The following is a 13448-nucleotide window of genomic DNA, read 5'->3' on the forward strand; positions in this document are numbered from 1 at the left end:
ACGCAGAACCGCACAGCAGTACCACCCCAGCAGTTCCGTCAGCAGTACGGCACCGCCGGCACTGCCCCCTGCCCGCTCACCGGCCTTCCCCGCGATCTCGGTCACGTCCGAGCAGGGGAGAACCCACCCGCCGAGGGGATTCGTCATGGCACCAGAACCACCTCTGCTCACGATGTCCGGCATCACCAAGTCGTTTCCCGGTGTGCGCGCCCTCGACGGTGTGGACCTGGAGGTGCTGGCCGGTGAAGTCCACTGCCTCCTCGGCCAGAACGGCGCCGGCAAGTCCACCCTCATCAAGGTGCTGGCCGGGGCGCACCAGCCAGACGGCGGCGCGATCACCTGGCGCGGCGAGCCCGTCCAGCTGTCCTCGCCGATCACCGCCATGCGACTGGGAATCGCCACCATCTACCAGGAACTCGACCTGGTGGAGGGCCTGTCGGTCGCGGAGAACGTCTTCCTCGGCCACGAACCGACCAGTGCGGGCTTCGTCGTCCGGACCCGGGAGGCCCGCACCACGGCCGCCGCACTCCTGAAACGCCTGGGGCACCCGGAGATCGACCCGGCCCGCCTGGTCGGCGACCTCTCCGCGGCCCACCAGCAGATCGTCTCCATGGCGCGGGCGCTCTCCCACGACGTGCGGCTCATCGTGATGGACGAGCCGTCCGCGGCGCTGGACCCCGACGAGGTCGACAACCTCTTCCGCATCGTCGACGGGCTCACCGCCGACGGGGTCGCCGTCGTCTACATCTCGCACCGGCTGGAGGAGATCCGCCGCATCGGCGACCGGGTGACGGTGCTCAAGGACGGCAGGGCCGTCGCCGTCGGGCTGCCCGCCCACTCCACCCCCACGAACGACATCGTTGCCATGATGACCGGCCGCAACGTCGAATACGTCTTCCCCGAGCGGCCCGCCGTCGGCGCCCGGGCCACGGCCGAACCCGTACTGCGGGTCGAAGGGCTCTGCCGCAAAGGGGAGTTCGAGCCCGTCGACCTGGAGCTCAGGCCCGGTGAGATCGTCGGTCTGGCCGGCCTCGTCGGCTCCGGGCGCTCCGAGATCCTGGAGACCGTCTACGGTGCCCGCAAACCGACCGCCGGCCGCGTCCTCGTCGACGGAACACCGCTGCGCGCCGGCAGTGTCCGGGCCGCCGTGGCCGCGGGCATCGGCCTGGCCCCCGAGGAACGCAAGGCCCAGGCCCTGCTGTTGACGGAATCGGTCACCCGCAACGTCTCGGTCTCCTCCCTCTCCCGCTTCGCCCGCGGAGGCTGGCTCGACCGGGGCGCCGAGCGCACCGCCGCCAGGACCGCGACCCGGGAACTCTCCCTGCGGCCCGACAACCCGGACGCCGCCGTCCGCACACTCTCCGGGGGCAACCAGCAGAAGGCGGTCCTGGCCCGCTGGCTGCTGCGCGGCTGCCGGGTCCTGCTGCTCGACGAACCGACCCGCGGCGTCGACGTCGGCGCCCGCGCAGAGCTCTACGCCGTGATCCGCCGGCTGGCCGACGAAGGCCTCGCCGTACTGCTCGTCTCCAGCGAAGTGCCCGAAGTGCTGGGCCTCGCCGACCGGGTGCTGGTGCTCCGGGAGGGCCGTGTCGTGCACACGGCCGATGCCAGGGAGCTCGACGAGCACCGTGTCCTCGACCTCGTCATGGAAGGGAGCCCGACGTCATGACACAGCCCGCACCGTCGGCGCAGCACCAAGGGCCCGACAAGGGGACCGCCACCGGCCCCGTGGCCGAGCCGCCCTCGAAACAGGGCGGTGGCCTGCGCGCACTCGGCCTGCGAGCCGATGTCCGCAACCTCTCGCTGCTCGGCGTCCTCGCCGTCCTGGCACTCGTCGGCGGTCTCACCGAACCCGACGCGTTCCTGGACACCGGGAACCTCCAGCTGATCCTGACGCAGGCCTCCGTCATCGGGGTCGTCACGGTCGGCGTGACCCTCGTCATCATCGGCGGCGGCATCGACCTCTCGGTCGGCGCGATGGTGGCCCTCGCCTCCGTCTGGGCGACGACGCTCGCCACCCAGGACTTCGGCTTCGCCGGGATCCTCTTCACCGCCGTGGTCGTCGGCCTCGCCGCCGGGCTCGTCAACGGGGTCCTCATCGCCTACGGGCGCATGGTCCCCTTCATCGCGACGCTCGCCATGCTCGCGTCGGCCCGTGGCCTCGCCCTCCTGATCACCGACGGCAAGACACAGATCGTCACCGTCCAGTCCGTCCTCGACCTGGGCCTGCCCGATTCCTACGTCCTGGGCATCCCGCCGCTGGTCCTCGTCTTCGCCGCGGTCACCGTCATCGGCTGGCTCATCCTGAACCGGACCACGTTCGGACGCCGTACGGTCGCCATCGGAGGCAACGCGGAGGCGGCCAGGCTCGCCGGCATCGACGTACGCCGCCAGCGGCTCTACCTCTATCTGCTCTCCGGCGTGTGCTGCGGGATCGCCGCCTTCATGCTGATCATCCTGTCCGGCTCGGGGCAGAACACCAACGGCAACCTGTACGAGCTCGACGCCATCGCCGCCGCGATCATCGGAGGCACCCTGCTGAGCGGTGGCCGGGGCACCATCGTCGGGTCCGTGCTCGGGGTCCTCGTCTTCACCACGATCACCAACATCTTCGCTCTGAACAATCTGCAGAGCGACGTCCAGCAGATCGCGAAGGGCGCCATCATCGTCGCCGCCGTACTCGTCCAGCACCGCACACTGCGCGGCGGCGACACCTGATCCTCGCCGGTCAGGGCGAGCACCTGGAGCACACCCACCCGCAGTTCCGTACGTATCGCACCGGATGAAGGGTTCGACAGCCATGCCAGAAACCAGCCGTAGAGGACTGCTCTTCGGCACCGCGGCCGTCTCCGCGGGAGCCTTCCTCACCGCCTGCACCAGCAACGAGCCCAAGGAGGCGGCGGCCGCGCAGAGCGACCAGCCCGCAGCCGACGACAAGCCCGGCAAGCCCGTCACCATCGGATTCGCCGGACCCCAGGCCGACCACGGATGGCTCAACGCCATCAACGTCCAGGCCAAGGGGCGGGCGGAGAAGTACTCCGAGGTGACCCTGGAGATCACCGAGGGCTCCAACGACACCGCCGCCCAGATCGGCCAGGTCAAGACCCTCATCAACAAGAAGGTCGACGTCCTCGTCGTCCTCCCCGCCGACGGCAAGGCACTCACCCAGGTCGGCCTGGAAGCGATGAAGGCCGGCATCCCGGTCGTCAACCTGGACCGCATCTTCGCCTCACCGCAGGCCTACCGCTGCTGGGTCGGCGGCGACAACTACGGCATGGGCCTCAACGCCGGGCACTACATCGGCGAACAGCTCAAGGACAAGGCGAACGCCAAGGTCGTCGAGCTCGCCGGGGTCGACAACCTGGAACTCACCAAGCAGCGCAGCCAGGGCTTCGCCGACGCGCTGAAGAACTACTCCAACATCAAGCTGGTGGCCCGTCAGGCCGCCGACTTCACCGTGGAGTCGGGACAGGCCAAGATGGCGCAGCTCCTCCAGGCGCAGAAGCAGTTCGACGCGCTGTGGAACCACGACGACGACCAGGGCGTGGGCGCGCTGCGGGCCATCCAGCAGGCCGGACGCGACGAGTTCATCATGGTCGGCGGCGCCGGCGCCAAGTCCGCGATGGACGCCATCAAGGCCGACGACGGCGTCCTGAAGGCCACCGTGCTCTACCCGCCCACGATGGCGGCCTCCGCGATCGACCTGGCGCGCGCACTCGGCCAGAACAAGGGCATCACCGGCCTCTCCGAGATGGAGATCCCGACCTCGCTGACCCTGTACTCGGCCGTGGTCACGAAGGACAACGTCGACCAGTACCTGCCGACGGGCTTCAGCTGATCCCGCACCGCCGCAGCCACCGAACCACCGACGAGGAGGAAGCCCGCATGGCCCGCAGGGAAGAAACGGAGCAGGAGACCGAGGGACCGCCGCCGACGGCGACGCTCGGTGTCGGCATGGTCGGATACGCGTTCATGGGCGCCGCCCACTCCCAGGGGTGGCGCACCGCGGGACACGTCTTCGACCTGCCGGTGAGACCCGCTCTCGCCGCGATCTGCGGGCGCGACCGGACGGCGGTCGAGGCCGCCGCCGCCCGGCACGGGTGGGCTGCGGCGGAGACCGACTGGCGCGCCCTGATCGCCCGGGACGACGTGCAGCTGGTCGACATCTGCACGCCCGGCGACAGCCACGCCGAGATCGCCATCGCCGCCCTGGAGGCCGGCAAGCACGTCCTCTGCGAGAAGCCGCTCGCCAACACGGTCGCCGAGGCGGAAGCCATGGCGCAGGCCGCCGAACGGGCGGCGGCCCGCGGCCAGGTGGCGATCGTGGGCTTCAACTACCGCAAGGTGCCGGCCCTCACCTACGCCCGCCGGATGATCGAGGAGGGCAGGCTGGGCGCCCTGCGGCACGTACGGGCCACCTACCTCCAGGACTGGCTCGTCGACCCGGAGTCACCGCTCACCTGGCGGCTGGACCGCGAGCGCGCCGGATCCGGCGCACTGGGCGACCTCGGGGCGCACATCGTCGACCTCGCCCAGTACCTGGCCGGGGAGACGCTGGTCGGGGTGTCGGCGATGAGCGAGACCTTCGTACGCGAGAGGCCCGTGCTCGCCGGAGCCGCCGCCGGGCTCTCCGGGGTCGGTGACAGTACCGCGCGGGGGGCGGTGACCGTCGACGACGCGACCCTCTTCACGGGGCGGCTCGCGTCGGGGGCCCTGGCCTCCTTCGAGGCGACCAGGATGGCCGCCGGGCGCAAGAACGCCCTGCGCCTGGAGATCAACGGAGAGCTCGGGTCGATCGCCTTCGACCTCGAACGGCTCAACGAGCTCTCCTTCCACGACCAGACGGAGCCCGCGACCAGCGCCGGCTTCCGCCGGATCCTCGTCACCGAACCCCAGCACCCCTACCTGGAGGCGTGGTGGCCGCCGGGCCACGGTCTGGGCTACGAGCACACCTTCGTCCACCAGGCCCACGACGTGGTGCGCACCATCACCGAAGGCCGCACCCCCGTGCCGTCGTTCGCCGACGGGCTCCAGGTGCAACGGGTGCTCGCCGCCGTCGAGGAGAGCGCCGCGAAGAACTCCGTCTACACCCCGGTCCCCTTCTAGGAGAGGTTGTGCGCATGCCCCGTCCCTTCACTCTCTTCACCGGCCAGTGGGCCGACCTGCCGCTGGAGGAGGTCTGCCGGCACGCCCGGGACTTCGGTTACGACGGGCTCGAACTCGCCTGCTGGGGCGATCACTTCGAGGTGGACAAGGCATTGTCGGACCCCGGCTACCTCGACGGCCGGCGACAGCTCCTCGACAAGTACGGCCTCAAGTGCTGGGCAATCTCGAACCACTTGGTGGGCCAGGCGGTCTGCGACGACCCGATCGACGAGCGCCACCAGGGAATCCTGCCCGCCCGCATCTGGGGGGACGGGGAGCCCGAGGGTGTCCGGCAGCGGGCCGCCGAGGAGATCAAGAACACCGCCCGTGCGGCGGCCGCCTTCGGCGTCGACACCGTCATCGGCTTCACGGGGTCCTCGATCTGGCACCTGGTGGCCATGTTCCCGCCGGTCCCGCCGCACATGATCGAACGTGGCTACGAGGACTTCGCGGAGCGGTGGAATCCGATCCTGGACGTCTTCGACGCCGAGGGTGTGCGCTTCGCCCACGAGGTGCACCCGAGCGAGATCGCGTACGACTACTGGACCACGCACCGTGCCCTGGAAGCCGTGGGCCACCGGCCCGCGTTCGGGCTGAACTTCGACCCGAGCCACTTCGTGTGGCAGGACCTCGACCCGGTCGGCTTCCTGTACGACTTCCGCGACCGGATCTACCACGTGGACTGCAAGGAGGCCCGCAAGCGCCTCGACGGCCGCAACGGGCGCCTCGGCTCCCACCTGCCCTGGGGCGATCCACGGCGTGGCTGGGACTTCGTCTCGGCGGGGCACGGGGACGTTCCGTGGGAGGACGTCTTCCGGATGATGCGGTCCATCGGCTACGAGGGGCCGGTCTCGGTGGAGTGGGAGGACGCCGGCATGGACCGGCTGACGGGGGCGCCTGAGGCGCTGGCGTCGCTGAAACGGTTCGACTTCGACCCGCCGAGCGCGTCGTTCGACGCGGCGTTCGGCGGGGGCGAGTAGCGGGGGCGGGGGCGGGGGCGGGGCGCCTTTCGGGGGCTCCGCCCCCTGACCCCGCGCCTTTCGGGGGCTCCGCCCCCTGACCCCGCGCCTCGAACGCCGGCCGGGCTTGGTCGCGGGGCTTCGCCCCGGGCCCGCGCCTCGAACGCCGGACAGGGGAACAGCCCCGCAGGGCCCAGGCCCGCGGGGGCGGTCCCGCCTGCCCTGACGGCCCTTTGTCCTGCCATGGGTAAAAGTTCGACCGAGCTCCTGCGCAAGGGCTTTCCGGCAGGGACGAACACAGCTACCGTCCCCTACGTGTACACGACATGACTCGCGTCACCGGGGCCCCGTACGGAGCCCCGGAGGCGAGCGCGGCAGTCCCCGCGCGGATCGGCACCACGCACCCGCCCGTACAACCGGCACACTCCGGAGGACGCACGTGCACAGAAGCAGCAGACGGCTCCGCGCCCGAAAATCACTCGCTCTCTTCACCGGCGGACTGCTCGCCGCCGCCACCCTCACCCTGGGCTCCTCGCCCGCCGCCACCGCCGACGTCCCGAAGGCCCCGGCCGCGCAGGCGGCCGCGGAGGACTTCCAGCAGGTCGCCCTTGCCAAGGGCGCGGCCGAGACCGGTGAACCCATCTCGCTGGCGGTGCTCCCCGACCGCAGCGTGCTGCACACCTCGCGCGGCGGCGAGCTGCGGATCACGGACAGCGCCGGCAACACCCGGGTCTCCGGCACCATCCCCGTCTACTCGCACGACGAGGAAGGCCTCCAGGGCGTCGGGATCGACCCGGACTTCGCGGAGAACCGCGCGATCTACCTCTACTACGCGCCCCCGCTGGACACCCCGGCCGGCGACGCCCCGGAGAACGGCACCGCCGCGGACTTCGCGAAGTTCGACGGCGTGAACCGGCTCTCCCGCTTCGTCCTCAACGAGGACGGCACCCTCGACAACGCCAGCGAGAAGAAGGTCCTCGACATCCCGACCACGCGCGGCATGTGCTGCCACGTGGGCGGCGACATCGACTTCGACGCGCAGGGCAACCTCTACCTCTCGACGGGCGACGACTCCAACCCCTTCGCGTCCGACGGCTTCTCCCCGCTGGACGACCGGGCCGACCGCAACCCCGCCTTCGACGCCCGACGCACGTCCGGCAACACCAACGACCTCCGCGGCAAGATCCTCCGCATCAAGGTCGCGGACGACGGCTCGTACACCGTCCCCGAGGGCAACCTCTTCGCCGCGGGCACGGACAAGACGCGCCCCGAGATCTACGCGATGGGCTTCCGCAACCCCTTCCGCTTCAGCGTGGACCAGGCCACCGGCATCCTGTACGTCGGTGACTACGGCCCCGACGCGGGCGCGGCGGACCCGAACCGCGGACCGGCCGGTCAGGTCGAGTTCGCCCGGGTGACGAAGCCCGGCAACTTCGGCTGGCCGTTCTGCACCGGCGACAACCAGCCCTACCGCGACTACGACTTCGCGACGCAGACCTCAGGACCGGCCTTCGACTGCGCCGCCCCGAAGAACGAGTCGCGGTACAACACGGGCCTGGTCGACCTGCCGCCCGCACAGGCGGCCTGGATCCCCTACGACGGCGCGTCCGTGCCCGAGTTCGGCACCGGCTCCGAGTCCCCGATGGGCGGCCCCGTCTACCACTACGACGCGGACCTCGACTCACCGGTGAAGTTCCCCGAGGAGTACGACGGTGACTTCTTCGCCGGGGAGTTCGGCCGGCAGTGGATCAAGCGCATCGAGCAGGACGCCGACGGCGCGGTCCAGTCCATCAACGACGTCCCGTGGACCGGCACCCAGATCATGGACATGGCCTTCGGCCCGGACGGCGCACTGTACGTCCTGGACTACGGCCTCTCCTGGTTCGGCGGCGACGAGCACTCGGCGCTGTACCGCATCGAGAACGCCACCGGCGGCCGATCGCCCATCGCCGAGGCATCCTCGAACAAGACCTCAGGCACCGCGCCCCTCAAGGTGAAGTTCTCCTCCGAGGGCACGGCCGACGGGGACGGCGACGCCCTCACCTACGCCTGGGACTTCGGCGACGGCGGGAAGTCGACGGCCGCCAACCCCACCTACACGTACAAGAAGAACGGCACCTACACCGCCACCGTGACGGCCAAGGACCCGACGGGCCGCACCGGTTCGGCGAGCGTGCACGTCACCGTCGGCAACACGGCGCCCACCGTCGTGCTGCAGGCCCCGGCCGACGGGCAGCCGTTCGAGTTCGGTGACGAGGTGCCCTTCAAGGTGACCGTCACCGACCCGGAGGACGGCACCATCGACTGCTCCAAGGTCGAGGTCAAGTTCACCCTGGGCCATGACAGTCACGGCCACGACATCACCACCGAACACGGCTGCGAAGGCACCATCAAGACCGCCATGGAAGGCGGCCACGACCCGAACGCCAACATCTACGGCGGCATCTCCGCGTCCTACACCGACGGCGGGGGCGGCGGACAGGCCGCGCTGACCGGCCGCGACGGGGCGAAGCTCCAGCCGCGTCACCGCCAGGCCGAGCACTTCGACAACTCCTCCGGTGTCACCACGCCGAACAAGACCAGCGCCCACGGCGGCAGGACCGTCGGTGACATCGACAACAACGACTGGATCTCCTTCACCCCGTACATCCTCGACGGCTCGACCAAGCTCACCGCCCGTACGTCCTCGGCCGGCGCGGGAGGCTTCCTCGAGGTGCGGGCCGGATCGCCCACCGGCAAGATCCTCGGCTCCGCGCCCGTCCCGGTGACCGGCAGCTGGGACACGTTCCAGGACATCGACGTGCCGCTGCGCGGCGCGCCCAAGAAGGCCACCCAGCTCTTCCTGGTCTTCAAGGGCGGGGCCGGAGCCCTGTACGACGTGGACGACTTCGAACTCTCGAACAGCCCGGTCGACCGGACCGCGAAGCGCGTCCTCGTCTTCTCCAAGACGGGCGGCTTCCGGCACGACTCGATCCCCGAGGGCATCGCCGCGCTGAAGGAACTGGGCAAGGACACCAACATCACGGTCGACTCCACGGAGGAGGCCGGTCAGTTCACTACCAGCAACCTGGCGCGCTACGACGCGGTCGTCTTCCTGTCGACCACCGGTGACGTCCTGAACGCCGACCAGAAGAAGGCGTTCGAGAACTTCGTCTCCACCGGCGGCGGTTACATGGGCGTCCACGCCGCGGCCGACACGGAGTACGACTGGGAGTTCTACGGAGGGCTCGTCGGGGCGTACTTCGACTCGCACCCGCAGATCCAGCCCGCGACCGTCCGTGTGGAGAACCACGACCACCCGGCGACCGCACACCTGGACGAGGCCTGGGACCGTACCGACGAGTGGTACAACTACCGCACCAACCCGCGGGACAAGGCCCAGGTCCTCGCCACCCTGGACGAGACGACCTACACCGGCGGCAACATGAAGGGTGACCACCCGATCGCCTGGTGCCAGGCGTACCAGGGCGGCCGCTCCTTCTACACCGGCCTCGGCCACACCAAGGAGTCCTACGCCGAGCCCGCCCTCCGGCAGCACCTGCTGGGCGGTCTGCGCTACGCGGCCGGGCAGGTGAAGGCCAACTGCAAGCCGGACACCGGCTACCGGTCGATCTTCAACGGGAAGACGCTCGAAGGGTGGAAGCAGGCCGGCCCCGGGAAGTTCGCCGTGGCCGACGGTGAGCTCCGCTCCGAGGGCGGCATGGGCCTGCTGACCTACCAGGCCAAGGAGCTGAAGTCCTACTCGCTGAAGCTCGACTGGAAGATGTCGGGGGACGACAACTCCGGAGTCTTCGTCGGCTTCCCCGAGTCGGACGATCCCTGGTCCGCGGTCAACAACGGCTACGAGGTCCAGATCGACGCCACCGACGCGGCGGACCGCACGACCGGCGCCGTCTACACCTTCAAATCCGCCAACATCAAGGCCCGCGACCAGGTTCTGCGGCCGCCCGGCCAGTGGAACAGCTACGAGATCAAGGTCCAGGGCGAGCGGCTCCAGGTCTTCCTCAACGGGGTGAAGATCAACGACTTCACCAACACCGACCCGGCCCGCAGCCTCAAGAACGGCTACATCGGCCTCCAGAACCACGGAGCCGACGACCAGGTGTCCTTCCGTGACATCCAGCTGAAGGAGCTGCCCTCCACGTAGGGCGGCGACCTCCTGCGCCGGTGGTGGGCGGGGAAGCGTTCCTCTTCCCCGCCCACCGTCCACCATCCCTCTTCAGCCCCCAGGGAGGCAGCCCGTGACCGCACGTGCCGTTCGTACCGGAGTCTGGTTCATCGGAGCACGCGGCTCCGTCGCCACCACCGCCACCGCCGGGTGCGCGGCCGTCGCGGCAGGGCTCCACCCGCCGACCGGCATGGTCACCGAGACACCACCCTTCACCGACAGCGGGCTGCCACCGCTGACCACCCTCGTCTTCGGCGGTCACGACACCCTCGACTGCCCCCTGCCCAAGCGGGCCGAGGCGCTCGCGGCCGGCGGAGTGCTCCCGCACGGGCTCCCCTCCGCCGTCGAGGCCGAACTGACCGCCGCCGACACGGAGATACGCCCCGGCGGACCGCTCCCGGGTGACACCCGCACCGACGAGGAGCTCATCTCCGCGTTCGCCGCCGACATCGAGGACTTCGCGCGCCGTAACCGGCTGGCCCGCACCGTCGTCGTCAACGTCGCCTCGACCGAACCCGCCCCCGGCGAGGACGACTCCCGCCTGCCCGCCAGCTCCCTCTACGCGGCGGCCGCGCTCCGCGCCGGCTGCCCGTACGCCAACTTCACCCCCTCCACCGGGCTGCGCAGCCCCCACCTCCAGGACGCCGTCGACTCCTGCGGACTTCCCCACGCCGGACGCGACGGCAAGACGGGCCAGACGCTGCTCCGTTCCGTGCTCGCACCGATGTTCGTCCAGCGCGCACTGCCGGTGCGGGCGTGGTCGGGCACGAACCTGCTGGGCGGCGGGGACGGGGCGGCGCTGGCCGACCCGGCCGCGGCGGCCGCAAAGAACGCCGGCAAGGAACGCGTGCTCGCCGACACGCTCGGGTCCGCACCCGAGGGCGAGGTCCACATCGACGACGTACCGGCGATGGGCGACTGGAAGACGGCGTGGGACCACATCGCCTTCGACGGCTTCCTCGGCTCGCGGATGATCCTGCAGACGATCTGGCAGGGCTGCGACTCCGCCCTCGCCGCACCGCTGGTCCTGGACCTCGCCCGGCTGCTGGCACGCTCCCACGAGGCGGGCCTGACCGGGCCACGGCCCGAACTGGGCTTCTACTTCAAGGACCCGGACGGCGGCCCGGCCGCACTGCCCGAGCAGTACGCCGAGCTGCTGGCCTTCGCCGGACGGCTGCGGGCCGCCCGGTGAAGGCGCTGCGGCTGCTCGCGGCGGTGACCGGCGCCCCGCGGCTGCTCGGCGCCCGGCCGGTGGCGCCCCCGTACAGCCTGTCCGGTGCGAGCGGGACTGCGCCCGCACCGGGCAGGCCCCCCGCCCGCGCGCGCCTGCGAGCCTGGGCGGAGCTGCTCCGGGTGTCGGCGCTGTTCACCGTGCCCGGTGACGCGCTCGCCGGGGCCGCTGCCGCGGGCCGGCGTCCCGGCCGGGGCACGGCACTCGCGGTCGGCGCCTCGCTGTGCCTCTACGAGGCGGGCATGGCACTCAACGACTGGGCCGACCGCGAGGAGGACGCCGTCGACCGTCCGCACCGGCCGATTCCTTCCGGCCGCGTCGCCCCGGGGGCCGCCCTGGCCGCCGCGGGCGCCCTGACGGCGGCGGGTCTGGCCCTGGCCGCACGGGCGGGCCGCCCCGCACTGGTGGTGGCATCCGGTCTGGCGGCGACCGTCTGGGCCTACGACCTGCGTCTCAAGCACACGAAGCTCGGGCCGGCCGCGATGGCCTCGGCCCGCGCCCTGGACCTGCTGCTCGGCGCGACCGCGACGGTGGCAACGATGTCGAGGGTGTCGACGGCGGCTGCGGTGTCGACGGCGACGACCGGGGCAAGAGTGCCGACGACGGCTGCGGGGGGAGGGACAGCCGCGGTCCCCCGGACCGCTCCCGGGCGCACGCCCGCCGCCGCGCTCCCCGCCGCCCTCCTGCTCGGCACGCACACCTACGCGGTGACCGCCGTCTCCCGCAACGAGGCGCACGGCGGCTCCACCGCCGCTCCACTGGCGGCGCTTGCCGGTGTCGCCGTCCTCGGGGCCACCGTCCTGCGCGGCCGGACAGCCCAGGGGGAGCCGCCGGCCCCTCCCGCCACCGCCGTACGGCTTCTGCTCCCGGTCTTCGCCGGCACCTATCTCCGTACCTCCGCGGTCCCCCTCCTGCACGCCGCGCTCAACCCGTCCCCGCCCCTCACCCAGCGCGCCGTCGGCGGCGGGATCCGGGCGATGATCCCGCTGCAGGCGGCGCTCGCGGCCAGGGCCGGGGCGCCCTTCAACGGTCTCGCGGTCATGGGGCTCGTCCCCCTCGCCCGCGCGCTCGCCCGGAAAGTGAGCCCGACATGACCCTGCGCCTCGGCTACGGCACCAACGGGCTGACCGACCTCCGGCTCGACGACGCCCTCGGCCTCCTCGCCGACCTGGGCTACGACGGGGTCGGCCTGACCCTCGACCACATGCACCTCGACCCGCTCGCGCCGGACCTCGCCGCCCGCACCCGCCAGGTGGCCCGCAGGCTCGCCGGACTCGGCCTCGGCGTCACCGTCGAGACCGGGGCGCGCTACGTCCTGGACCCCCGGCGCAAACACGGGCCGTCGCTCCTGGACCCCGACCCGGACGCCCGCGCGGCCCGCACCGCCCTGCTCGTCCGCGCCGTCGAGGTCGCCACGGACCTCGGTGCGCACGCCGTGCACTGCTTCAGCGGCATCACCCCGCCGGACACCTCCACGGACACCGCGTGGCAGCGGCTGACCGAGGCACTCGCTCCCGTACTGGAGGCCTCCGACCGTGCGGGCATCCCGCTCGCCGTCGAACCCGAACCCGGTCACCTCCTCGCCACGCTCGCCGATTTCCACCACCTCCGCGTCCTCCTCGGCGACCCCGGCCCGCTCGGGCTCACCCTCGACATCGGCCACTGCCAGTGCCTCGAGCCCGCCTCGCCCGTGGACTGCGTGAAGGAAGCCGGACCCTGGCTGCGCCACGTCCAGATCGAGGACATGCGACGCGGCGTGCACGAACACCTGCCGTTCGGCGACGGCGAGATCGACTTCCCGCCGGTGCTCGAAGCGCTCGCCTCCACCGGATACACCGGCCTCACCGTCGTCGAACTGCCCCGGCACTCCCACGCGGGCCCCGAACTCGCCCACAGCTCCATCGACTTCCTGCGCCGGGCCGCCCTGGCCGCGAACGGAGCCTGA

9 protein-coding genes are annotated in these 13448 nt (G+C 71.4%); all 9 read left to right on the forward strand.

Annotated elements, in window-relative coordinates; translation table 11 throughout:
- Positions 1-145: 145 nt before the first annotated feature.
- The 9 genes from ACZ32T_RS13345 (at position 146) to ACZ32T_RS13385 (ending at position 13448) form a co-directional block, all read left to right on the forward strand.
- A complete protein-coding gene (locus tag ACZ32T_RS13345) occupies positions 146-1669 on the forward strand; it encodes a sugar ABC transporter ATP-binding protein (protein WP_467269898.1) in 1524 nt (507 codons plus the stop codon).
- A complete protein-coding gene (locus ACZ32T_RS13350) occupies positions 1666-2718 on the forward strand; it encodes an ABC transporter permease (RefSeq protein ID WP_467269900.1) in 1053 nt (350 codons plus the stop codon). The genes ACZ32T_RS13345 and ACZ32T_RS13350 overlap by 4 nt, the downstream gene beginning before the upstream one ends.
- Before the next feature lie 82 nt (positions 2719-2800).
- Complete coding sequence (locus ACZ32T_RS13355; RefSeq protein WP_467269903.1) at positions 2801-3838, forward strand: substrate-binding domain-containing protein; 1038 nt, start codon at positions 2801-2803, stop codon at positions 3836-3838.
- Positions 3839-3885: 47 nt separating this feature from the next.
- Complete coding sequence (locus ACZ32T_RS13360) at positions 3886-5106, forward strand: Gfo/Idh/MocA family protein (protein ID WP_467269905.1); 1221 nt, start codon at positions 3886-3888, stop codon at positions 5104-5106.
- Between the two features lie 14 nt (positions 5107-5120).
- Positions 5121-6125 (forward strand): sugar phosphate isomerase/epimerase family protein, encoded by a 1005-nt coding sequence (locus ACZ32T_RS13365; protein WP_467269907.1) that lies wholly within the window; start codon positions 5121-5123, stop codon positions 6123-6125.
- Positions 6126-6543: 418 nt separating this feature from the next.
- On the forward strand, positions 6544-10251 hold the full coding sequence (locus ACZ32T_RS13370) for a ThuA domain-containing protein (RefSeq protein WP_467366847.1): 3708 nt from the start codon (positions 6544-6546) through the stop codon (positions 10249-10251).
- A 94-nt stretch (positions 10252-10345) separates the two neighbouring features.
- Positions 10346-11464 carry an inositol-3-phosphate synthase gene (locus ACZ32T_RS13375; RefSeq protein ID WP_467269911.1) on the forward strand — a complete coding sequence of 373 codons (1119 nt, stop codon included), beginning with the start codon at positions 10346-10348 and terminating at the stop codon, positions 11462-11464.
- The gene (locus ACZ32T_RS13380) at positions 11461-12597 is read left to right on the forward strand and encodes an SCO3242 family prenyltransferase (protein WP_467269913.1); all 1137 of its coding nucleotides are present in this window, start codon (positions 11461-11463) and stop codon (positions 12595-12597) included. The genes ACZ32T_RS13375 and ACZ32T_RS13380 overlap by 4 nt, the downstream gene beginning before the upstream one ends.
- On the forward strand, positions 12594-13448 hold the full coding sequence (locus tag ACZ32T_RS13385; protein WP_467269915.1) for a sugar phosphate isomerase/epimerase family protein: 855 nt from the start codon (positions 12594-12596) through the stop codon (positions 13446-13448). The genes ACZ32T_RS13380 and ACZ32T_RS13385 overlap by 4 nt, the downstream gene beginning before the upstream one ends.

The sequence above is a fragment of the Streptomyces sp. NPDC023573 genome (assembly GCF_055559735.1).

Excerpts from the sequence above, each read along its gene's own strand:
- ACZ32T_RS13345 (WP_467269898.1), top strand. The coding sequence starts at position 146 with ATGGCACCAGAACCACCTCTGCTCACGATGTCCGGCATCACCAAGTCG.
- ACZ32T_RS13350 (WP_467269900.1), top strand. The coding sequence starts at position 1,666 with ATGACACAGCCCGCACCGTCGGCGCAGCACCAAGGGCCCGACAAGGGG.
- ACZ32T_RS13355 (WP_467269903.1), top strand. The coding sequence starts at position 2,801 with ATGCCAGAAACCAGCCGTAGAGGACTGCTCTTCGGCACCGCGGCCGTC.
- ACZ32T_RS13360 (WP_467269905.1), top strand. The coding sequence starts at position 3,886 with ATGGCCCGCAGGGAAGAAACGGAGCAGGAGACCGAGGGACCGCCGCCG.
- ACZ32T_RS13365 (WP_467269907.1), top strand. The coding sequence starts at position 5,121 with ATGCCCCGTCCCTTCACTCTCTTCACCGGCCAGTGGGCCGACCTGCCG.
- ACZ32T_RS13385 (WP_467269915.1), top strand. The coding sequence starts at position 12,594 with ATGACCCTGCGCCTCGGCTACGGCACCAACGGGCTGACCGACCTCCGG.